16 protein-coding genes are annotated in these 21500 nt (G+C 71.1%); 5 read left to right on the forward strand and 11 right to left on the reverse strand.

Going from position 1 to position 21500, the window contains the following annotated elements; all coding sequences use genetic code 11:
- Nucleotides 1–147 precede the first annotated feature (147 nt).
- On the forward strand, nucleotides 148–2262 hold the full coding sequence (locus tag CRP55_RS46240; protein WP_097328456.1) for a hypothetical protein: 2115 nt from the start codon (nucleotides 148–150) through the stop codon (nucleotides 2260–2262).
- 222 nt (nucleotides 2263–2484) lie between these two features.
- On the opposite strand, the gene CRP55_RS46245 is transcribed toward CRP55_RS46240, so the two are convergent.
- From CRP55_RS46245 to CRP55_RS46255, 3 genes are read right to left on the reverse strand one after another with little or no spacing between them, the layout of a single operon-like run.
- Nucleotides 2485–3117: a hypothetical protein gene (locus CRP55_RS46245; RefSeq protein ID WP_097328457.1), complete on the reverse strand. Its 633-nt coding sequence runs from the start codon at nucleotides 3115–3117 to the stop codon at nucleotides 2485–2487.
- On the reverse strand, nucleotides 3117–3407 hold the full coding sequence (locus CRP55_RS46250; protein ID WP_097328458.1) for a hypothetical protein: 291 nt from the start codon (nucleotides 3405–3407) through the stop codon (nucleotides 3117–3119). Before CRP55_RS46250 ends, CRP55_RS46245 begins: the two co-directional genes overlap by 1 nt.
- A gap of 1 nt (nucleotide 3408) precedes the next feature.
- Nucleotides 3409–3735 (reverse strand): hypothetical protein, encoded by a 327-nt coding sequence (locus tag CRP55_RS46255; protein WP_097328459.1) that lies wholly within the window; start codon nucleotides 3733–3735, stop codon nucleotides 3409–3411.
- Between the two features lie 147 nt (nucleotides 3736–3882).
- Between CRP55_RS46255 and CRP55_RS46260 the strand changes: the two genes are divergently transcribed.
- Nucleotides 3883–5076, forward strand: a complete 1194-nt coding sequence (locus CRP55_RS46260; RefSeq protein WP_097328460.1) for a DNA polymerase III subunit delta' — start codon at nucleotides 3883–3885, stop codon at nucleotides 5074–5076.
- Between the two features lie 229 nt (nucleotides 5077–5305).
- Here the strand turns inward: CRP55_RS46260 and tmk are convergent, their stop codons facing one another.
- Nucleotides 5306–7621 carry a dTMP kinase gene (gene tmk / locus CRP55_RS46265; RefSeq protein WP_245923788.1) on the reverse strand — a complete coding sequence of 772 codons (2316 nt, stop codon included), beginning with the start codon at nucleotides 7619–7621 and terminating at the stop codon, nucleotides 5306–5308.
- 229 nt (nucleotides 7622–7850) lie between these two features.
- Between tmk and CRP55_RS46270 the strand changes: the two genes are divergently transcribed.
- A complete protein-coding gene (locus CRP55_RS46270) occupies nucleotides 7851–9056 on the forward strand; it encodes an amino acid deaminase/aldolase (protein WP_097328461.1) in 1206 nt (401 codons plus the stop codon).
- A gap of 7 nt (nucleotides 9057–9063) precedes the next feature.
- On the opposite strand, the gene CRP55_RS46275 is transcribed toward CRP55_RS46270, so the two are convergent.
- Nucleotides 9064–9693: a TetR/AcrR family transcriptional regulator gene (locus tag CRP55_RS46275; RefSeq protein WP_097328462.1), complete on the reverse strand. Its 630-nt coding sequence runs from the start codon at nucleotides 9691–9693 to the stop codon at nucleotides 9064–9066.
- A gap of 137 nt (nucleotides 9694–9830) precedes the next feature.
- Between CRP55_RS46275 and CRP55_RS46280 the strand changes: the two genes are divergently transcribed.
- Nucleotides 9831–11132: a D-arabinono-1,4-lactone oxidase gene (locus CRP55_RS46280; protein WP_097328463.1), complete on the forward strand. Its 1302-nt coding sequence runs from the start codon at nucleotides 9831–9833 to the stop codon at nucleotides 11130–11132.
- A 3-nt stretch (nucleotides 11133–11135) separates the two neighbouring features.
- Here CRP55_RS46280 and topA read toward each other — a convergent pair whose 3' ends face one another.
- From topA to CRP55_RS46310, 6 genes are all read right to left on the reverse strand, one after another.
- Nucleotides 11136–13919 carry a type I DNA topoisomerase gene (gene topA, locus CRP55_RS46285; RefSeq protein WP_097328464.1) on the reverse strand — a complete coding sequence of 928 codons (2784 nt, stop codon included), beginning with the start codon at nucleotides 13917–13919 and terminating at the stop codon, nucleotides 11136–11138.
- A gap of 205 nt (nucleotides 13920–14124) precedes the next feature.
- Complete coding sequence (locus tag CRP55_RS46290) at nucleotides 14125–14895, reverse strand: hypothetical protein (RefSeq protein WP_097328465.1); 771 nt, start codon at nucleotides 14893–14895, stop codon at nucleotides 14125–14127.
- Between the two features lies 1 nt (nucleotide 14896).
- Nucleotides 14897–15427, reverse strand: a complete 531-nt coding sequence (locus CRP55_RS46295; protein ID WP_097328466.1) for a hypothetical protein — start codon at nucleotides 15425–15427, stop codon at nucleotides 14897–14899.
- Nucleotides 15428–15510: 83 nt separating this feature from the next.
- Nucleotides 15511–17853, reverse strand: coding sequence for a sodium-translocating pyrophosphatase (locus CRP55_RS46300; RefSeq protein ID WP_097328467.1), 2343 nt, complete (start codon nucleotides 17851–17853; stop codon nucleotides 15511–15513).
- 272 nt (nucleotides 17854–18125) lie between these two features.
- A complete protein-coding gene (locus tag CRP55_RS46305) occupies nucleotides 18126–18566 on the reverse strand; it encodes an ATP-binding protein (protein WP_097328468.1) in 441 nt (146 codons plus the stop codon).
- A complete protein-coding gene (locus CRP55_RS46310; RefSeq protein ID WP_097328469.1) occupies nucleotides 18563–18922 on the reverse strand; it encodes an STAS domain-containing protein in 360 nt (119 codons plus the stop codon). Before CRP55_RS46310 ends, CRP55_RS46305 begins: the two co-directional genes overlap by 4 nt.
- Nucleotides 18923–19064: 142 nt before the next feature.
- Between CRP55_RS46310 and CRP55_RS46315 the strand changes: the two genes are divergently transcribed.
- Nucleotides 19065–21500, forward strand: coding sequence for a DEAD/DEAH box helicase (locus CRP55_RS46315; protein WP_245923783.1), 2436 nt, complete (start codon nucleotides 19065–19067; stop codon nucleotides 21498–21500).

Here is a 21500-nt window from a genome sequence, read left to right on the forward strand (position 1 = left end):
ACGACTTCCGAAAGCGCGCACCAAATGCCTGTTTTGGGCTACCCGGCAGGGTTGTCGCATAGATGCGGCACAACCGCCCCAATCGACCGTCGTTGGGCAGACCCGTAGACGTCGCTCAACACGGAACACTTCGGGAGGGAACTACCCATGACGCCCGCCAGATCGCTGGCCGCCAGTGTCGTCGCGCTCGGTTTCACGGGTGCTCTCAGCGCCCCGCTGCCCGCGTTCGCCGCTCCCGCACCGTGCGAGCGGGCCGAGAGCTACGCGGCCCAGTCCGGCGCCGAACTGCTGCGCATCGAGAAGCTCGCCGTCCAGGTTCCCGAAGTCCGATACAAGAAGCCGAAGACGGAGAGCGCCCGCGACACCGGCGCCGCGGCCCGCGTGCTGGGCGCCGTGGACGATCCGATCGCCGACCCGGAGGACAGCGACACCCTCAGCGAGGGCATCGGCATGCTGGGCACGGCGGTCCTGGGCACCCTGACCCCGCGCCCCAACCCCAAGGCGGCCACCGACGGCGAGGCCGACGTCGTCACCCCGGCCAACGAGGTGACCGGCCACCTGGGTCAGGCCGCCGAGCACGGCGAAACCCTCGTGAATGGGCTGAAGGCGGCCGGAGGTGCCTCGCCCCTTTCGAGCGGAAGCGGCGCCGGAGGGCCGCTGGAGGGCGGAGTCGTTGGGTCGCAGCTGAAGGCAGCCGGCGTGGCGGCCGCACGGAACCCCGCCTCGGCCGACGACGACAGCGACGACGCCGATTCCGGCGACACGGACAGCGCGGACGCGAACGACGACTTGGACGCGCCCGGAGCTGACGGCAACGGCTCGAACGCGCGCGGCTCGGACGGCAACGGCTCGAACGCGCGCGGCTCGAACGCGCGCGGCTCGGGCTCGCACGGTTCAGGCGCGCACGGCTCGGCCGCGCGTGGCGACGCCGCGGGTGCCGGCGATGACGGCGCGGCCGGGGATGGCTCCAGCAAGGGCGCCACCGACAGGGACACCGGTCGGAACAAATCCGGCGACGAGGGCGATTTCGAGGACGACGGGGATTCGGCCGGGTCGACGAGTGCCGAGGAGTCGCCCGAGGACGGCGTCGCGGAGAAGGGTAGGACCGCGACTCTGTCCGATGTGGGCGTTGGGGAGACGCGGACGGCGATGATCGCTGAGGCCAAGGTTTCGGCGGCGGCCTATGGGCGGCTGCTGGACGGGGAAGCCCAGGGCAACGGCGGGCTGAGCAAGCCACTGCTGCAGAAGGCGCCGCCGACCAACCCGAAGGCGGCGCACCGGTCCACGCCGGCCGGTAAGGCAGGGCCGCTGAGGCTCGGTGCCGGGCAGATGACGGCGCACGCACAGTGGGAGGCCGGCATGGCCTGTGGTCGCGCCGCGGGTGAGACGACCCGCTCGGAAGCCGGGATCTCGGGTCTGCGGCTGTTGGACGGGCTTGTCCGCGTACCGCAGAAACTCTCGAGCGAAAGCACGACGGCGCTGGAGCGTAACGGCGAAGCCGCCCGGTCGGTGGCCTCGTCGACCGTGAAGGCGGGCCGGATCGAGCTGGCCGGTGGCAAGGTCGTGGTGCGCGTGCTGCGGGCGCCGGCGCTGACCACCTCGATGTCGGCCGCCGATGGTGGCAAGGTCGACTATCGTCCGGCCGTCGTGGAGGTCTCCGGCGACGGCATCGCCACGAAGCGGCTGGAAGCGCCGGGCGACCACGCCGACATCACGCTGGCCCCGGAACGCCACGCGACGGAGTCGGTGCCGTTGAGCCGCCTCTCCGAGCTGACCAAGGGCGGACGGCTGCCCGTGCCGGCCGTGCCGGGCCTGCCCCCGGTGGCCGCGGCCCCCGACCTGCCCCCGGCGACGGGCACGCCGAAGACCGAGTCGGCCACGAACGCTGGGACGCGGCTGCGCATCGCGCTCGGCGACGTCCGGCACGCGACCAAGGGCACCGCCATCGCCGCCCGGGCCTCGGCCGTCAAGGTCTCACTGGTGCAGGCCGCCTCGGGCAAGCCCGGCTCGAAGGACCGGGGCAAGCCCGGCTACGGCCCTCGAGCCACGACCACTTTGGACATGGCGTTCGGCGTGCTGGAATCCGCCGCGGTCTCCCCCGCGGCCGACCGCCCCGCCGGCGCGGGCACGGGCGGCGCGGGCGGCGGCCTGCCGGTGACCGGCCCCCGCCTGGACCGCCTGGCCATGGCCGGCGGAACCCTGCTGGTGGCGGGCATCGCGGCGGTGGCCGTGACCATGCGCCGCCGGCGCTCCCGGCACTGATGATCCGGAACCGGTCTCGACCGTATGGAGAGTTGTCGATCTCCTGACGGATGAGTACCGGTCGACGGACGTCCGGTCCTGCTCCCCCGAGCGGCCCGAAGCCGCCGCAACCCCGAGACAACCATCGATTGATGGCGTTGAGTAATCGGTACGCCTGCGGGGGGTGCAGGAGATCGCGGCGCCGCATTCGGACACGAGTGCGGCGCCGCGTCCATGTCCGCCCTACACCGGGATCGGCTTGGTCAGGTGGGTGGAGTTGTGCATCAGTTCCTCCGCTTCGGTGTAGAGACCGGCGATCACTCGCAGGACGTGGGCGGCAACCGCGGCGGCGGCCTCGATCTCGGCCGGCTCGGGTGGCTCGGGGTGTTCGGGTGGCGAGGCGGCCGGCGAGATCTGCAGGGTCAGAGCCTCGGTCGACAGCAGCACCTCGGCCAGCGTCGCGGCCAGGGCGTCGCGGGCCCGGGTCATCCAGTCGCTCAGGGCGTCGGCCAGGTCGGCCGTCGCCTCCAGTCGCTCGTCGAGGCTGTCGTCAGCGCCAGCTAAATGGGCGGCGACCCGGTGACGGAGGTCGTCGTACGCCTCGGCGGCCTCGCCCTCCCAGTCGCCGGGCGGCGGCAGGTCGGCGGCGGCGCCGGCGCACGAACGGGCCGCGGACCGCAACTCGGGCACAGCCTCGGACAACGCGCCGGGCCGCAGGGCGGCCACGGCCTCGACGGCGTCGGCGGGCAGAAGACGTACACACCGAAGCTCTTGCCAGATCTCATGCTCCGCGGGAGCCCCGGCCGCGTCGAGCACCCGCTCCGCGCGCCGCAGCAAAGGTGTCGCCGCTTCGAGCACCTGGTCCAAGTGATCCATCACAGCTCCAAGCGGCGGCGGACCGCGTCGTCGGTCTCACGATAGGCGTCGCGCGTGGCCCGGACCGAGGTCGCAATGGCGGTCAGGCGGGCCGACGCGCCGGAGGCCTCGTGAGCGCGGGCGGCGACGACGGCTGTCCAGTGCTCGCGCAGGGAGCGGCCGACGCGGCCGGGCAGACCAGGGCCGGTCTCGGCGAAAGCGCCGGGCGGGACGGTCAGCGGGGCCACCGCCCGCTCGGCGGCCCGCAGGTCGTCGGACGCGCGGTCGAGGCGATCGGCGAGGTGGTCCATGTCAGTCCTCTCCCAGGGAACGCGGCTGCCCGAAGATCTCGCCGCGCAACTTGTCGCGGGCCCAGCGGGCGGCGTCGGCGGCCGTCGACACCACGGCCTGGAGCTCGCGGGTGAACTCGGAGGACTCGCGGTGATGCAGGCCCCCGTGGACGCGCATGTCCGTTATGCGGCCGGCGGCGGTCACGGTGGCCTCGATCGAGCCGTCGGGCGAGTGCACGGAGACCGTGTGCGACTCGACGGCGCGCTCGTAATCGGCCCGCAACTGCTCGACGCGACGATGTCGGTCGATGGCTTCGCTGATCCACGCCTCGTCGATCTCACGCGCCATGCCCGAGACTCCTCACCGTGCGTCACCTGCCGGGACCAGAACGTACCCGGAAGAGTGAGGGCGCCGCTACGGCAACTTCTCCACTGTGGATAACCCTCCTGTGGATAACTTCGAGAACTGTCGGACCGGCGCAATACCATCGTGTGCGTGAGTGAAGTCTTCGCAGACCTGGTGGGTCAGAACGACGCGGTCGCCACGCTGCGCCAGGCAGCCTCGGCGGCGGCGCGGGTCGTGGCCGGCGAGCAGGTGCCGGCCGGCGCCATGACCCACGCGTGGATCTTCACGGGCCCACCCGGCAGCGGCCGCTCGGTGGCGGCGCGGGCGTTCGCGGCCGCGCTCCAGTGCGAGCGCGGGGGTGTGGGCTGCGGCGAGTGTCATGGCTGCCACACCGCGCTCGGCAAGACCCACGCCGACGTGCGGTTCGTGGTGCCCGAGGGCCTGTCGATCGGCGTCAACGAGATGCGGACCCTGGTGCTGCGGGCGGCGAGCGCGCCCTCCGGCGGCCGGTGGCAGGTCGTGGTGATCGAGGATGCCGACCGTCTCACCGAGCAGGCGGGAAACGCGCTGCTCAAGGCGATCGAGGAGCCGCCACCGCGCACGGTCTTCCTGCTCTGCACCCCGTCGACCCATCCCGACGACATCTCGGTGACGATCCGGTCGCGCTGCCGCGTGGTGGCGCTGCGCCAGCCGCCCGCCGACGCGGTGGCCGAGGTCCTGGCCCGCCGCGATGGGGTCGCGCCGGATGTGGCGGCGTGGGCCGCGGCGGCCGCTCAGGGCCACGTGGGCCGGGCGAAAAGGCTGGCCGGCGACCCCGAGGCGCGCAGCCGGCGCGAGGCCGTCCTGGCCGTGCCGAGGCGGCTGAGCAGCGTGGGCGCCTGCTACGAGGCGGCGTCGGCGCTGATCAAGGCGGCCGAGGCCGAGGCGGCGGAAGCGGTGGTCGAGACCGACACAGCCGAGCGGGCGGCGCTCGAGCAGGCCCTCGGCGCGGGCGGCACGGGCCGGGGCGCCGCGGGTGCGATGCGGGGCGCCGCCGGTCAGCTCAAAGAGCTGGAGAAACGCCAGAAGTCCCGGGCCACCCGCTCGAAGAGGGACGCGCTCGACCGCGCGCTGGTCGACCTGGCCGGCTTCTACCGCGACGTCCTGATCACCAACCTGCGCGCGCCGGTCTCGGTCGTGCACACCGACACCGCGACCCAGTCCGCGGCCGCCGCCGAGAAATGGACCGCCGAGAGCACGCTGCGCCGCCTCGAGGCCGTCCTGGCCTGCCGCGACGCCATCGACCAGAACGTCAAGCCCGACATCGCGGTCGAAGCGATGATGCTCACCCTCTGGAGAGGATAATTCGGATATACGGAATTAGCGGGCTCCGCCAAATCTTGGCTGATACCCGCCGCAGCGACCGGCTGAGTGCAACACCGGCCCGTCACCGGGCTTCCGGCCGGTTCGGTGGTCACCGCACGGCTGGTTGCCACACCGGCTGGGCGCCGGGCCTGCGCTGAGCCGGTGGTCACCGCACAGCTGGCTGCCACAACGGCTGGGCGCCGGGCCTGCGCTGAGTCGGTGGGCGCGGTCAGCGGTGGCCGGCGCGGGTGGGGCCGTCCGGGGTCTCGTCGTCGTTGACGCCCAGCAGTTCGGCCATCTCCTCGAGGGGTGGCTCCTCGTGCCGCCCGTCCCGGGGGTGGGCGGCCGAGGCGTGGTTGGGGGCGACGCCAGCGGCTGGGACGTGGCTGGAGGCGCCGGCGGGTGAGGCCTGGCCTGAGGCGTCAGCGGCTGAGGCGTGGCCGAGGGCGCCGGCGGCTGGGGCGTGGTCGGGGGCGTCGACGGCTGAGGCGTGGTCTGCGGCTTCGGCGGCCACGAGGTCGGGGGCCTCGAAGTCGGGGGCCGGGGGGACTGCGGTGGAGGCCGGAGCGGGAGCTGGGTGTACGCCGTCGCCGGTCAGGAGGGGGGTCAGGCGGTCGGTTACCGCGGCGCCGATCTCCGATGGGGGGCGGGCCGCGTCCAGGACCAGGTAGCGGCGCGGGTCGGCGGCCGCCAAGTCCAGGAAGGCGTAGCGGACCCTCTCGTGGAAGGAGCGGGACTCGCTCTCCAGGCGGTCCGTACCCTCGCCCCGGGAGTCGACACGGCCCAGGCCCACCGTCGGGTCGACGTCGAGCAGGACGACCAGGTCGGGTTTCAGGCCGCCCGTCGCCCAGGATGACAGCCAGGAGATTTCGGCGACCGGCAGGGTGCGGCCGGCGCCCTGGTAGGCCAGCGACGAGTCCACGTACCGGTCGCTGATCACCACCGCGCCGCGGGCCAGGGCGGGACGGACCACCGTCGCCACGTGGTGGGCCCGGTCGGCCGCGTACAGCAGGGCTTCGGCTCGCGGGGACGGCGCGTCGCCCTTGTCCAGGACCAGGCCCCGGATGCGGGCGCCGACGTCCGTCGCTCCGGGCTCGCGGGTCACGACCACGTCGTGGCCGGCGGCCTCCAAGGAGGCGGCCAGTTGGCGTACCTGCGTCGACTTGCCCGCGCCCTCGCCGCCCTCGAAGACCACGAAGACGCCGCTGCGGACGAACTGCTCGTCCGGTGAGAGCGGGCGGCCCCGGATCGAGCCCCACAGGTCGGCCAGCACCGGGACGCCGCGCTTGTCGTCCATCTGGCGGAACGAGCTGATGCCGACGGCCACCCCGGCCGCGCCCGCCACCAGCAGCAGGACCCGGGTGAAGGACACGTCGAAGCTGAATGCGCCCAGGTCGACGCGGCGTGAGCTGCCCAGGCCGACCAGGAAGCCGGCCAGGGTGATGGCGAGGAGCAGCACCATCCGTACGCCGATCTGGACCACCGCGAAGACCCGGCCACGGACCGCGTCGTCGACCTCGCCGTAGAGCAGCGTCGTGCCGGCCAGGAAGGCCATGCCCGCTCCGGCGCCGACCAGCAGCGCGCCGACCAGGGCCATCGACAGGTGGAAGGCGACGCCCAGGAACATCACCGAGCCGCTGGCCAGGACGATGCTCATGCCGAACCAGCGACGGCGGGACAACTCGCGGATGATCATCGGGCCGAGGCCGATGCCGAGCGCCAGGCCCATGAAGATGGTGCCGAAGAGCAGGTAGAACGCGGCTTCGCCGGCGCCGAGGGAGGTGGCGAAGGTCTTGGCCGCGCCGATCACGATGCCGCCGGCCGCGAACGCGCCGAAGATACCGAGGACCAGGCCGCGCACCAGCGGGGTGCCGCCGATGTATTTCCAGCCGTCGAGGAACTGGCGGACCATGCTCTGCTCTTGGGCTTCGCGCTGCCGTTCGGCGCTCTTGCCGCCGATCTCCTTGATGCCGAAGAAGACGGTGAGCGCGGTGACGAGCCGAGAGAACGCGTTCAGGTAGAGCGCCAGCTGGACCGGCTCGGCCCAGTCGGGCAGGGTCACCCCGGATTGCTGTACGCCCGCGGTCAGCGCGGAGAGGACCAGCGCGGCCAGGATCGGCGTGATGCCGTACGTGGTGACCAGGGTCAGCTGGTTGGAGACCTCAATCCGGGATTTCGGGATGAGGTTGGGCACCGCGGCTTCCTTGGCCGGGATCCAGATCAGCGTGATCGTCTCGCCGATGAAGGTGGCGATGGCGGCCCAGGCCACGGTGACGCCGGCTGAGCCGCCCAGCAGCGGCACCAGGGGGATGGAGAGGTAGAAGACGAAGCGGATCAGGTCGGTGATGACCATGGTGTAGCGCCGGTCGAACCGGTCGGCGAACACGCCGGCGATCGGGCCGAGCAGCAGGGCCGGCAGCAGGCGGACGGCGATGGTGCCGCCGAACGCCGCGCCCTGCCCGGCGCTGCTCTGGAACTGGGCCGCGGCGAAGATGCCGGTGGCGAGCAGGCCGATCCAGTCGCCGAAGGAGGCGAGGCCGAGCACGAGCCAGAGTCGCCGGAACGGCCGGATGCGCAGCACTGAGCGCAGGGCCGCCGCACCCGACAGGTCTACCGGCGCGGTTTCCCGCTTTTCGGTGTCGATGGCCGTACCTCCCGTGATCCCCGCAGGGTGCACTCTATCGTTCGCCTACGACCGCCCTGTTCACCCACGTTCGGGTATCGAAAAAGTGAAGGCCTTTCGCGTTGCCTTCATCACGCGTTAAGTTGCTCGCGTGATCGACCGCACACTCCTGCAGAAGCGGCTCGACCGGGCCACCGCGCACCTCGAGACACCGGTCGCCGCCGTCGACCTGGCCGCCTTCGACGACAATGCCGCCCAGCTGGTGGCGCGCGCCGGCGGCAAGCCGCTGCGGGTCGCGAGCAAGTCGGTGCGCTGCCGAGCGCTGCTCGACCGGGTGCTGGCCAAGCCCGGCTGGCACGGCGTCATGGCGTACACCCTGGGCGAAGCGATCTGGCTGGTCCGCCAGGGCGTCACCGACGACGTGCTGGTCGCCTATCCGACGGTCGACCGGATCGCCCTGCGCGAGCTGGCCACCCAGCCCGACCTGGCCGCCGCCATCTCGATCATGGTGGACCACCCGAGTCACCTCGACATCGTCGACCAGGTGACGCCCCCGAACGCACGGCCGGAGCCGGTACGGCTCTGCATGGACCTCGACTCGTCCTGGCGGCCGACGAACAAGATTCACCTGGGAGTACGGCGTTCACCCGTGCACTCCGCGGCCCAAGCCGGCGCCCTGGCGCGGCGCCTGGTCGAGCGCCCGGGCTTCAAGCTGGTCGGGATGATGTCGTACGAAGCCCAGATCGCCGGCCTGGGTGACCTGCCACCCGGGCAGGCGCTCAAAGGCCGGGCGATCCGCCTGATGCAGTCCAGGTCGCTTCCGGAGCTTCTCGAGCGCCGTGGGGCGGCTGTGAAAGCCGTCCGCGAGCACGCCGACCTGGAGTACGTGAACGGCGGCGGCACCGGAAGCGTGGCCGCGACCGGCGCCGACCCGGCGGTCACCGAGGTCACCGCCGGTTCGGGGCTGTACGGGCCGACGCTGTTCGACGCCTACAGCGCGTGGCGCCCGACCCCGGCCGCCTTCTTCGCGCTCAGTGTCGTGCGGCGCCCCGCGCCCAGGATCGCCACGGTGCTCGGCGGCGGATGGATCGCCTCCGGGCCCGCCGAGACGTCCCGGCAGCCCACCCCGTACCTCCCCGAAGGTTTGCGGTTCAAGCCCGACGAGGGACCCGGCGAGGTGCAGACGCCGCTGGTCGGCGACGCCGCGGCGACGCTACGGCCGGGCGACCGGGTCTGGTTTCGTCACGCCAAGGCCGGCGAACTGTGCGAGCACGTCAACGAGCTTCAGCTGATCGACGGCGAGACAGCCACGCCGACCCCGACCTACCGCGGGGAGGGCCATGCCTTCCTGGGGTGACCGCCGCTCAGTTGGTCACATGACGGTGCAGATACTCCCGGATCAGAGCCTTGGCCTCGGTCAGCACGGACTCGTCACCGTTCTGGTCGCGCCGGAACGCCAGCTTGATCAGCGCGTCCGCCGCCTCCACCGAGATCTGCAGCGCGAACCGCAGCCGCGCCCGGTCGATCAGCTGGAACTGGTCGACCAGCAGCTCGGCCAGGCGGTCGGCGATCACCGCGTTGTTGTCGCGCTCGACGTCGAGCAGGTGCACGTCGACCACGTCGCCGAAGTGCAGCGTGCGGAAACCGGGCACGCTGCGGTGCATGTCGATGTACGCGTCGATGGCCGCGTCGACACCGTCCCACCAGTGGGCGAAGGTCTCGTTGCCGAAGCGGTCGGACAGACTCTGCAGGTAAGCGTCCATGTTGCGCATGGCCAGCGCCTGGACGATGGCCCGCTTGTCGGGGAAGAACTGGTAGACCGAGCCGATGGCGACCTCGGCCCGCTCGGCGAGCAGCGTCGTGGTCAGGCCCTCATAGCCGACCTCGTCGACGAGCTCGGCGCAGGCGTCGAGCATGCGTTGGACCCGGGCAACGCTTCTGCCCTGCACCGGAACCCGGCGCAGGGGCCCGGTGGTGACGGTTGGTGTCGACACGCGTCGCCACTCCCTCTCAGCAGTGATAATCGGAACGTTACTCGGATCAACGAGCGAGAGGCATCGACGGGACGCGCGGGACACGCCGCTTTCCCGGTTTTGTGCGACTGTGCGCTCGTACGGAGGACAAAGCCATAATGACGACCCCCCTGAACGCCCGTCGCTGGATCAACTGGGGCGGCAACCAGCAGGCCATCGCCGCCGACGTCCTGACTCCTGGCACTGTCGACGAGGTAGCCGCCCACGTCAAGGACGCGTCGGGAAACGGACGCAAGGTAAAAGCGGTCGGCAGCGGCCATTCATTTACCGCCATCGCTGTCGCTAATGATCAGCGAATGGTGCTGCACCGCCTCAACGAACTGATCTCGGTGAACGGCGATCTCGTCACCGTGCAGGCCGGCATGCAGCTGGCCAAACTGAACGCGCTGCTCGCCGAGCACGGGCTCGCGATGCCGAACCTCGGCGACATCGACCAGCAGACCGTCGCCGGCGCGATCTCCACCGGCACCCACGGCACCGGCGAGAAGCACTGCACGCTGGCGTCCTGCGTGGAGGGCGTCACGCTGGTCACCGGCTCGGGCGAAATGCTCACCGTCGGCAAGGACGACGAGATCTTCCCGGCCACCCGGATCGGGCTCGGCGCGCTCGGCGTCCTGGTCGAGGTGACGCTGCGCTGCGTGCCGGCGTTCACCCTGCTGGCCGACGAGCGGCCGATGGCGCTGGCCGACGTGCTGGCCGGGCTCGACGAGTGGATCCCGAGCAACGACCACGTCGAGTTCTACTGGTACCCGTACACCGATCGGGCCCAGCTCAAGCGCAACAACCGGGTCGGCGAGCACGATCGCCCGCTGTCACCCTTCCGGGGCTGGCTCGACGACGAGTTCCTGTCCAACACGGTGTGGGAGGGCGTCTGCCGGCTCGGCAAGGCGCTCCCGGCGGCGGTGCCGACCATCCAGTCGGTCGCGGCGCGCGCGCTCACGGCCCGCACTTATACCGAGCGATCCGACCGCGTTTTCTGTACGCCTCGACGGGTGCGTTTCACCGAGATGGAGTACGAGGTTCCGCGCGAGGCCCTGCCCGAGGTGCTGGCCGCGCTGCCGCGGATCATCGACGGGCTGCCGTTCAAGGTGCAGTTCCCGGTCGAGGTGCGCTTCACCGGCCCGGACGACGTCTGGCTCTCGCACGGCTACGGCCGCGAGTCGGCGTACATCGCCATCCACCAGTACTCGGGCGTCGCCTACGAGCCGTACTTCCGGGCGATGGAAGCCGTCTGCCAGCCGTTGGGCGGGCGCCCGCACTGGGGGAAGCTGCACTACCGGACGGCCGGGGACCTGCGTCCCGTCTACCCGAAGTTCGACGACTTCCTGGCTGTGCGGGACCGGCTCGACCCGGCCCGGGTGTTCGCGAACGAATACCTGGACCGGGTGCTCGGAGCCTGAGCTTTACTCCGCGGAGGCGGCGGCCTTTTTCGGAGCCGCCTTCTTGGGAGCCGCCTTCTTGGCCGCGGCGGCCTTCTTGGCCGGAGCCGCCTTCTTCGCGGGCGCCTTCTTGGCGGCGGGCTCGGCCGTCTTGGCCGCGGCCTTCTTCGCCACCTTCTTCTTCGGGGCCGGGCCCTTGGCGCGTTTCTCGGCGAGCATCTCGGACGCCTGCTCGACGGTCAGCTCCTCGGGCGTCTGCCCCCGGCGCAGCGACGCGTTGTATTCGCCGTCGGTCACGTACGGGCCGAAGCGACCCTCCTTGATCACCATCGGTTTCTCGGTGACCGGGTCGGGGCCCATCTCGCGCAGCGGCGGCTTGGCCTCACGGCGCTGCCGGGTCTTGGGCTGCGCGAGCAGGGCCAGCGCCTCCTCGAGGGTGACCGTGAAGAGCCTGTCCTCGTTCTCCAGCGACCGGTAGTCGGTGTCGCGTTTCACGTACGGGCCGTAGCGGCCGTTCGCGGCCGAGATCTCCTTGCCCTCGGCGTCGACGCCCAGCACCCGCGGCAGGGTCAGCAGCTTGAGCGCCTGCTCCAGCGTGAGCTCGTCCGGCACGTGCGACTTGAACAGCGACGACTTGCGGTCACCGCTCTGGACGTACGGACCGAATCGCCCTGATTTCAGTTGGACGGCCTCGCCGGTCACCGGGTCGTCGCCGAGGGACCGCTCGCCGCCACCACCCAGGTAGAGCTCGTCCACCTTCTCCGGGGTCAGCTCGTCGGGCGCGATGCCCTCGGGCAGCGAGGCGCGGTCGCCCTGGGCCTCCTCGTCGGCGTCGGGCAGGCGGCGCTCCAGGTAAGGGCCGTAGCGGCCGACCCGGACCACGACGTTGCGGCCCTGCTCGTCGGTGAAGAGCGGGATCGAGTTGACCGAGCGGGCGTCGATCGCGCTCAGGTTCTCGGTGACCATCTTCTTCAGGCCGCCGGCCTTGGCGATCGAGTCGTCCGCGCCCGGGGTCTGGCTGCCGAAGTAGAAGGAGGTCAGGAAGTCGAGCGCGGCGTGGTCGCCGCCGGCGATGTCGTCGAGCTGGCTCTCCATCGAGGCCGTGAAGTTGTAGTCGACCAGGCGCGGGTAGTGGCCCTCGAGCAGGCCGATCACCGCGAAGGCCAGGAACGTCGGGATCATCGCCTGGCCGCGCTTCTCGACGTACCCGCGGTCCTGGATCGTCCGCATGATCGACTCGTACGTCGACGGGCGGCCGATGCCCAGCTCCTCCAGCGCCTTGACCAGCGACGCCTCGGTGTAGCGGGCGGGCGGCGAGGTGTGGTGGCCGACCGCGGCCAGCTCCTCGGCGGTCAGCGGCTGGTCCTTGACCAGGGTCGGCAGGCGGCGCTCGGCGTCCTCGGCCTCGGCGTTCTCGTCGTCGGAGGACTCCACGTAGGCCCGCAGGAAGCCCGGGTCGGTGATCGTCTTGCCGGAGGCGGCGAAGTCGACCTCCTCGTTCGCGGTGGAGATCGCGCGGATCCGCACACTGACCGAGTTGCCGACGGCGTCGGTCATCTGGGACGCGATCGTGCGGCGCCAGATCAGCTCGTACAGCTTGAACTCGTCGGTGGAGAGCTCGTTGGCGACCTCGCCCGGCGTCCGGAAGTTGTCGCCGGCGGGGCGGATGGCCTCGTGCGCCTCCTGCGCGTTCTTCACCTTGCCGGTGTAGCGGCGCGGCTGCGGCGGCACGTTCGACGGCCCGTACAGCTCGGCGATCTGGCGGCGGGCCGCGGTGAGCGCGGTCTCCGACAGGTTGACCGAGTCGGTACGCATATAGGTGATGTAGCCGTTCTCGTACAGCTTCTGCGCGGTGCGCATCGTCTGCGAGGCGGAGAACCGCAGCTTGCGCGCGGCCTCCTGCTGAAGCGTGGAGGTGATGAACGGCGCGTACGGCCGGCGGCGGTACGGCTTCTCCTCGACCCGGGTGACCGTGAACGGCCGGTCGTCGAGGCGGGCGGCGAGGCCACGGGCGCCGCTCTCGTCGAGGTGGACGACGCCGGCGCCGGGCTTGACCTGGCCGGTGGTGGGCTCGAAGTCCCGGCCGGTGGCGATCCGGTCGCCGTCGAGGGCGATCAGCGTGGCGTTGAAGTTACGGGGGCCCTCGACCTGGCCTTGCACGGCCAGCGTGGCCAGGATGTCCCAATACTCGGCGGTGCGGAACGCCATGCGCTGGCGCTCCCGCTCGACCACGATGCGGGTCGCCACCGATTGGACACGCCCGGCCGACAGGCCGGGCATGACCTTCTTCCAGAGGACGGGGCTGACCTCGTAGCCGTAGAGGCGGTCGAGGATGCGGCGGGCCTCCTGCGCGTCGACCAGGTCGCGGTCGATCTCGCGCGGGTTGGCCACGGCGGCCTGGATGGCCGGCTTGGTGATCTCGTGGAAGACCATCCGCTTGACCGGGACCCGCGGCTTGATCGTCTCGACCAGGTGCCAGGCGATGGCCTCGCCCTCGCGGTCCTCATCGGTGGCGAGGAAGATCTCGTCCACTTCCTTCGCCAGTTTCTGCAACTTGGCGATCTGGGCCTTGCGGTCCTGGGAGACGACGTAGAGCGCGTGGAAGCCGTTGTCGACGTCGACGCCGAGGCGCGCCCACGACTCGCCCTTGTACTTGGCGGGCACGTCGGCTGCCTTGCGCGGCAGGTCACGGACATGGCCGAACGAGGCCTCGACGAAATAGTCGGGGCCTAGATAACCGGCGATCGTCTTGGCCTTCGACGGAGACTCGACGATGACCAGACGGGTCGTCCTGGCGTCACTCGGCACGGCACTCCCACACTTCGAACTCGTCGTTGCTCAGCGTTCCGCCATCCGGACCGGCGGAGCACAGACTTTCAACGTAACGCGCCGGACGAGCACCCATTCCCTCCGCACCCCGAAGTCGGATGGTAACGGTCCGGCCACCGCACGCGTCCGACGGCGACACCGTACACCGGGAACATGCCGTCGTGTCGCACACAATCCAGGAAGATCACGCAGCCGCGCCCCGAGGCCAGAGGTCTTCCGGCGCGGCCGGGGGCCGTTCCCCGACCAGCTCGGCGAGCCGGGCGACACGTCTCTTGCCCTTGATCAGATATTGCCGTCCGTCTTCCGACAGCCGTCCCGCGAGACCGGCCCGGACCAGCGCCGCGTCGATCTCCGTGGCGTCCTTCTCCGGGTCCAGACCCAGCGCATATCCCCCCGGGACGGGCTCTCCGGCGGCCGCCACCCAGAGCCTCAGCCGAGGTCCGCTGAGAAAGAGCTCGGCGGCGGCCTCCGGCCAGGCCTGGGCAAGACCATTCAACCTTCGGGAGTACGCCGTGAGCACCTCGAAACGGGGCCTCGGCTCGGGTGGATCATCCACTTCCGTGATCTGCGCCTCGGTCGGCTGATCATCGCCCGTTTCCTGCGCCGTCGTCCCCGGCTCGCCGGATTTGTCGGTTTCGGTGGTTTCCACCGGCCGCCAGTTGACCACCAGCCCCCGGCTGACCAGCTCGGCCGCCAGCACATGAACCCGCCAGGCGGCGTCCACGACCACCGAGACGCGGGCCGTGCCGCCCATGCGGCCCAGCCGGCCCGGACCGGCCAGGAGCCCGGCCAGGTCACCGGGCGAGGGCTCCGTCGTACCGGCCCCGAAGATCGGAAGTTGCCTCCCCGCCTCCGAAGTCTGCCCCGGCGGACGAGGCGGCGGCCGGCGCTTGGCAGCCGGAACCGGCGCGGGGAGAACCTCGCGCGGGATCAGCGGCCACCCCGTCTCGGTCATCTCACCGGCACTCGGGCACTTCGTCGAAGGCGGCCTGAAGCTCCTGCGAGTTGAGCTTGCTCGTGTCGAGGCCACTCGCCTCGTAGTCGCTCTGCAACTGCGAGACGACCTGGGTCACCTGCTGATAGAAGGTCTCGGCGGGCGCGGTGGGCAGGCCCTGGATGCCGCCCTTGGCCTTCGCGTAGGCGTCGCGCATCGCGGAGAGCGAGCCGAGGAAACCGTCGGCGATCTTCTGACCGCCGTCCACGTCGGGCACTCCCGCCTTCTGCACCCCGGCCCGGGCACGCTCGCTCGCGTCCTCGGCGCCGGCGAACAGCCGCGACAGGTTCTCCTTCGCCTGGTTGGGCGTGGTGGCGGTCTCCATCTGCTGCTGGGTGCGGGTGGCCAGCGAGCCGATCTCGCTGCGCCACGGCTCGAGCGTGGTGCAGACGGAGGTCGCCCAGGCTCGGGCGCTGTGCGCCCCGGAGCAGGCGGTCAAAGAGGTCACGAGCGCGAGCAGAGCCAGCACTGCGAGGGGTCGGGCCGGGCGCATGGCATGCAGCGTACGGGCCATCCACGGCAGAGGGCACCCGGTGGTCACCGGGCGCCCCCCATTACCGTCGATCTTTGAATTCGTTACGCGGTGACCTTGGCGGTCGGCGTGGTGTCGCCGGCGGCCGGGGTCGGGGTGTCGTCGCCCATGGAGATCGGCTTGCGCTTGCTCCAGACGACCGCGCCCACCACGATCACCGCCGCCACGATGGCGATGGCGATGCGCAGCGGGTCGTTCTGGTCGCTGCCGATGCTCCACGCCACCACCGCCGGGGCGATCAGCAGCGAGACCAGGTTCATCACCTTGAGCAGCGGGTTGATGGCCGGGCCGGCGGTGTCCTTGAACGGGTCACCGACGGTGTCGCCGATGACCGTCGCCGCGTGCGCCTCGGAGCCCTTGCCGCCGAAGTTGCCGTCCTCGACCAGCTTCTTGGCGTTGTCCCAGGCACCACCGGAGTTGGCCAGGAAGACCGCCATCAGCGTGCCCGCGCCGATCGCGCCGGCCAGGTAGGCCGCGAGCGCGCCGGCGCCGAGACCGAAGCCGACCGCGATCGGGGCCATGATGGCCAGCACGCCGGGTGCGAGCAGCTCGCGCTGCGCGTCCCGGGTGCAGATGTCGACGACCCGGCCGTACTCGGGCCGCTGGGTGCGGTCCATGATGCCCGGGAACTCGCGGAACTGGCGGCGGACCTCCATCACGACGGCGCCCGCGGAACGGGAGACGGCGTTGATGGCCAGGCCGGAGAAGAGGAACACGACGGCCGCGCCGACCAGCAGGCCGACGATGCTGCGCGGGTTCGCGATGTTCAGCAGGCCGAGGATCTCGTTGCCGACCTGGTCGGGGCGGATGCCCGCGTCGGCCAGCGAGGTGGCCAGGCTGTTGGTGTACGAGCCGAACAGCGCCGTGGCGGCGAGCACGGCCGTGGCGATCGCGATGCCCTTGGTGATCGCCTTGGTGGTGTTGCCGACCGCGTCGAGCTCGGTGAGGATCTGCGCGCCCTTCTCGTCGACGTCACCGGACATCTCGGCGATGCCCTGCGCGTTGTCCGAGATCGGGCCGAAGGTGTCCATCGCGACGATGACGCCGACCGTGGTGAGCAGGCCGATGCCGGCCAGCGCGACGGCGAACAGCGACAGGGTCAGCGACGCGCCGCCGAGCAGGAAGGCGCCGTAGACGCCGGCGCCGATCAGCAGCGCCGAGTACACGGCGGACTCCAGGCCGACGCTGATGCCGGCGAGCACGACGGTGGCCGCGCCCGTCTGCGACGACTTGCCGATGTCCTGCACCGGGCGGCGGTTGGTCTCGGTGAAGTAGCCGGTCAGCGCCTGGATGGCGGCGGCCAGCACGATGCCGATCACGACCGCGCCGATCGCGACCCAGCGCGGGTCGCGGCCGCTGGCGGCGACGCCCGCCTCGATGCTGTCGTCGTTGAAGCCCGCGAACGAGCTGGGCAGGTAGATGAAGGTGACCACGGCGACGGCGATCGCGGAGATCACCGCGGAGATGTAGAACGCGCGGTTGATCGCCGTGAGGCCGTTGCGGTCGCTCGGGCGCAGGCGGGTGATGAAGACACCGATGATCGCGATCACCACGCCGATCGTCGAGACGATCAGCGGGAAGATCAGACCGTCCTGGCCGAACGCGGCCTGGCCGAGGATCAGGGCGGCGACCAGGGTCACCGCGTACGACTCGAACAGGTCGGCCGCCATGCCGGCACAGTCACCGACGTTGTCGCCCACGTTGTCCGCGATGGTCGCGGCGTTGCGCGGGTCGTCCTCGGGGATGCCCTGCTCGACCTTGCCGACCAGGTCGGCGCCGACGTCGGCGGCCTTGGTGAAGATGCCGCCGCCGACCCGCATGAACATGGCGAGCAGGGCGGCGCCGAAGCCGAAGCCCTCGAGCACAGTCGGGGCGTCCGCGCGGAAGATCAGCACGACCAGCGCGCCACCGAACAGGCCCAGGCCCACGGTGAGGAAGCCGACCACGCCACCGGTGCGGAACGCGATGCCCATCGCGGTCTCGCGGCCACCGTTCTCACCGGCGGCCGCCGCCACCCGCAGGTTGGCCCGGGTGGCCAGCGCCATGCCGGCGCCGCCGATGAACGAGCTGAAGACGGCACCGACGATGAAGAAGAGCGAACGGCCGATCTTGACCCAGACCTCGTTGTCGGTGTCGTGCACCGGCAGGAGGAAGAGCAGAACGACCGCGATCACCACGAAGATGGCGAGGGTCTTGAACTGACGGAACAGGTACGCCGACGCGCCTTCCTGCACGGCCCCGGCGATCTCCTGCATGTTCTTGGTTCCCCGGCCGGCCTTGAGCACCGACTGGACGAACATGGCGGCGAAGCCGAGCGCGATGAGCGCGAATACCAGCGCCACGATGACAAACGTGACGTTGGAACCACTTAACGAGGTCCCGGACATCAATGTCCTCCTGTACACCGACCGCGCCCGGGTCGGTGGACGAGACCGTCCGGGCGCATCCCCGTTCTAAGGGGAACGACAACCGGGTCCCGCGGACGCGGGACCAGGAGCAGTAGTTGATAACTCGCGTACTGTATCGGCCGACGTGGTGATGGTCACACCCGGATCCGGCCGTGTCGTGGTGATGTTTCCCGCTGTGTTAGCGGGCGAGAAATAGGGTATAGAAGCTGATTTATCTGTACGGGCTTCGTCCCATTTGTCCAAGCTTTTGTTTAGCGGCGCTGCACCGGCCACACCATGCGGACCTCAGTGCCCGTCCCGTCCGCGACCGGGCTGACCTTGAGATCGTCGACAAAACCGGCCAGCAGCGCGAACCCGACACCGGTGGTGAGGTCCTCGTCGGTCAGCGACTCGGCGGCCAGCTCGTCCGGGGGCAGCTTGGTCAAACCGATGCTGGCCTCGATCGGGGCGTGGTCGATGACCCGGACGGTGTACGAGTCCGAATCAGACATCTCGACGGTCACCAGGTCGGGCAGGCCGTACTGGTTGTGCAGGGCGACGGCCCGCGTGCACGCCTCACCGATCGCCAGCCGGACCTCGTCCAGCAACTCCTCGGCGACGCCGGCGCGGCGGGCCACGGCGACGCCGACCAGCCGGGCCGTGCGGACATGCACGGGCGCGGGCGAGAAGGACAGCCGAACAGTCGCCATCACGGAGTCGGACCGCTGCCGTCGCCGTCCTGGGTCGCCGCCTCGATCGTGGGATAGATCGGGAACACCTGGTCGAGCGCCGTGATCCGGAAGATCTTCAGCAGCGCTTCCTTGGAGCAGACCAGGCCGAACTTTCCGTTCGCCACGCGCAGGCGCTTCATCGCGCCGACCAGCACACCCAGGCCGGTCGAGTCGAGGAACTCGACGCCGCCGAGGTCGACGATGACGTTACGGGCACCGGAATCGACCAACTCGACGAGGCGCTCCCGCAGCCTCGGAGCCGTGTAGACGTCGACCTCGCCACCGACCTCGAGCACCGTGTGCTCGTCGATGGTCCGAGTCGCAAGGGACAGCTCCATCGCTCCTCCTCCCTGCGGGGCACGCTGATTCGGCAGCCGATCTCCCCAGCGAATCTAACCACCGCCCGGATTCAGGCGTCGCATGGCACCCACCGTCGTACCCGTTTGAGGTTCGCGGCATTCCGGTGTCACAGTGCTGTGCGTGACGTCGACCGCCTTCGGCCCCGCCGAGCTGCTGCACCTGCTGAAGGCTCGCACCTCATCGGCCCAGCCGTCGCCGATCACACACGTCGAGAATCTGCCCGCGCGCGCGGGGCGCACGGCACCGTGGCCGGACTGGGCCGCGGCTGATCTAGTCTCGGCCCTGACCGCACACGGCATCAAGTCGCCGTGGGAACACCAGGCGACCGCGGCCACGATGGCCCACTCCGGAACCCACGTGGTGATCGCGACCGGGACGGGGTCGGGGAAGTCGCTGGCCTATCAGTTGCCCGCGCTCACCGCCCTGCTGAACGATCCGCGGGCGACGGCGCTCTACGTCTCGCCGACGAAGGCCCTGGCCGCTGATCAGCTACGGGCCGTCGCCCGCCTGAACCTTTCCGGCGTGCGCCCGGCCACATACGACGGTGACACTTCGCGCGAGGAACGGGAGTGGATCCGCCAGCACTCCCGGCTGATACTCACAAATCCCGATATGTTGCATCATGCGATGCTTCCGGGGCATTCGCGCTGGGCGTCCTTCCTGCGCCGTCTGACGTACGTGGTGATCGACGAGTGCCACGCCTACCGCGGCGTCTTCGGCTCCCACGTGTCGCACGCGATCCGCCGCCTGCGCCGCACGGCGGCCCGCTACGGCGGCACACCCACCTTCGTCCTGGCCTCGGCCACCTCGGGCGACCCGGCCGACGCTGCCTCCCGCCTGACCGGCTTGCCGGTGACCGCCGTGACCGAGGACGCCTCCCCCCGCGGCGCCATGACCTTCGCCCTGTGGGAGCCCCCGCTCCAACCCGCTCCCGCCGACTTGAACCACATCCCATCCCAGCCGACCTCCTCTCCCGCCGCTGACGGGGCCGTCCCGCTGGCGGAGCTGGACGAGGTGGAGCTGCCGCAGGTGCGCCGGTCCGCGCTGCGGGAGACGGCCGACCTGCTCACCGACGCCGTCACGGCGGGCACCCGGACGCTGGCCTTCATCCGTTCGCGGCGCGGCGCCGAGGTGGTCGCGACGATCGCGCGGCGGCAGCTCGACGAGGCAGTGCCCGGCCTGGGCGACCGGGTGGCCGCCTACCGCGCCGGCTACCTGCGCGAGGACCGCCGCCAGATCGAACGCGCGCTGCTCTCCGGCGAGCTGCTGGCGCTGGCCTCGACCAACGCGCTGGAGCTGGGCGTCGACCTGGTCGGCCTCGACGCCGTGCTGATCTGCGGCTACCCCGGCACGCGGGCGTCGCTGTGGCAGCAGGCGGGCCGCGCCGGCCGTGCCGGCGGCGAGGCGCTGGCCGTGCTGATCGCCCGCGACGACCCGCTGGACACCTATCTGGTGCATCACCCGTCGGCCGTGTTCGGCCGCCCGGTCGAGGCCACCGTGCTCGATCCCACCAACCCGTACGTGCTGGGCCCGCAACTCTGCTGCGCCGCCTCGGAGGCCCCGCTGACCCAGGCCGATCTGGAGCTGTTCGGGGGCGAGCCGGCCCGGGCCGCGGTGGAGGGCCTGACCGCTTCGGGCGCGCTGCGCCGCCGCCCGTCGGGCTGGTACTGGACGCATCCCGGCCGCCCCGACGTCGACCTGCGCGGCGCCGGCGGCGCCCCGGTCTCGGTGGTGGAGGCGTCCACCGGCCGCCTGCTCGGCACGGTCGACCAGGGTTCGTCGCACATGATGCTGCACACCGGCGCCGTCTACCTGCACCAGGGCGTCAGCTTCGTGGTCGACGACCTCGACCTGGACGACGCGATCGCCCTGGTCCACCAGGAGGAGCCGGACTGGTCGACGCACGCTCGCGACGTCACGGACGTGTCGGTGCTCGGCGTCCGCTCCCGGGTGGACGCCGGCCCGGTCAGCCTCTTCCTGGGCGACGTCGAGGTCACCAGCCAGGTGGTCAGCTACCAGCGCCGCCGCATCGGCTCCGGCGAGGTGATCGACACCAAGCCGCTCGACCTACCGGTCCGCGACCTGCGCACAGTGGCCGTCTGGTTCACGATCACCCCCGACGCGCTGACCACGGCCGGCGTGGAGCCCCCGGACGTCCCCGGCGCCCTGCACGCCGCCGAACACGCCGCGATCGGCCTGCTCCCCCTGATCGCCACCTGCGACCGCTGGGACATCGGCGGCCTCTCGACGGCCAACCACGCCGACACCGGGGCCCCCACGGTCTTCGTCTACGACGGCCACCCGGGAGGCGCCGGCTTCGCCGAACGCGCCTACGCCACCGCCACCGACTGGCTCAGCGCCACCCGGGAGGCCATCGCCGCCTGCACCTGCGAGACCGGCTGCCCGTCCTGCGTCCAGTCCCCCAAATGCGGCAACGGCAACAACCCCCTCCACAAGCCCGCCGCCGTCCAGGTCCTGGACGCCGTCCTCACCGCCCTGACCACCACCGGCGCCCCGGCCCTCGACACCCAGGCCCTCGACACCCCGACGACCTGA

Source organism: Paractinoplanes atraurantiacus (assembly GCF_900215205.1).
GTDB classification, from domain to species: domain Bacteria; phylum Actinomycetota; class Actinomycetes; order Mycobacteriales; family Micromonosporaceae; genus Actinoplanes; species Actinoplanes atraurantiacus.

Bases quoted from the DNA above. Each gene is read 5' to 3' on its own strand.
- CRP55_RS46240 (WP_097328456.1), top strand. From the start codon at position 148: ATGACGCCCGCCAGATCGCTGGCCGCCAGTGTCGTCGCGCTCGGTTTC.
- CRP55_RS46245 (WP_097328457.1), bottom strand. From the start codon at position 3,117: ATGGATCACTTGGACCAGGTGCTCGAAGCGGCGACACCTTTGCTGCGG.
- CRP55_RS46250 (WP_097328458.1), bottom strand. From the start codon at position 3,407: ATGGACCACCTCGCCGATCGCCTCGACCGCGCGTCCGACGACCTGCGG.
- CRP55_RS46255 (WP_097328459.1), bottom strand. From the start codon at position 3,735: ATGGCGCGTGAGATCGACGAGGCGTGGATCAGCGAAGCCATCGACCGA.
- CRP55_RS46280 (WP_097328463.1), top strand. From the start codon at position 9,831: ATGACGACCCCCCTGAACGCCCGTCGCTGGATCAACTGGGGCGGCAAC.
- CRP55_RS46290 (WP_097328465.1), bottom strand. From the start codon at position 14,895: ATGACCGAGACGGGGTGGCCGCTGATCCCGCGCGAGGTTCTCCCCGCG.
- CRP55_RS46295 (WP_097328466.1), bottom strand. From the start codon at position 15,427: ATGCGCCCGGCCCGACCCCTCGCAGTGCTGGCTCTGCTCGCGCTCGTG.
- CRP55_RS46300 (WP_097328467.1), bottom strand. From the start codon at position 17,853: ATGTCCGGGACCTCGTTAAGTGGTTCCAACGTCACGTTTGTCATCGTG.
- CRP55_RS46310 (WP_097328469.1), bottom strand. From the start codon at position 18,922: ATGGAGCTGTCCCTTGCGACTCGGACCATCGACGAGCACACGGTGCTC.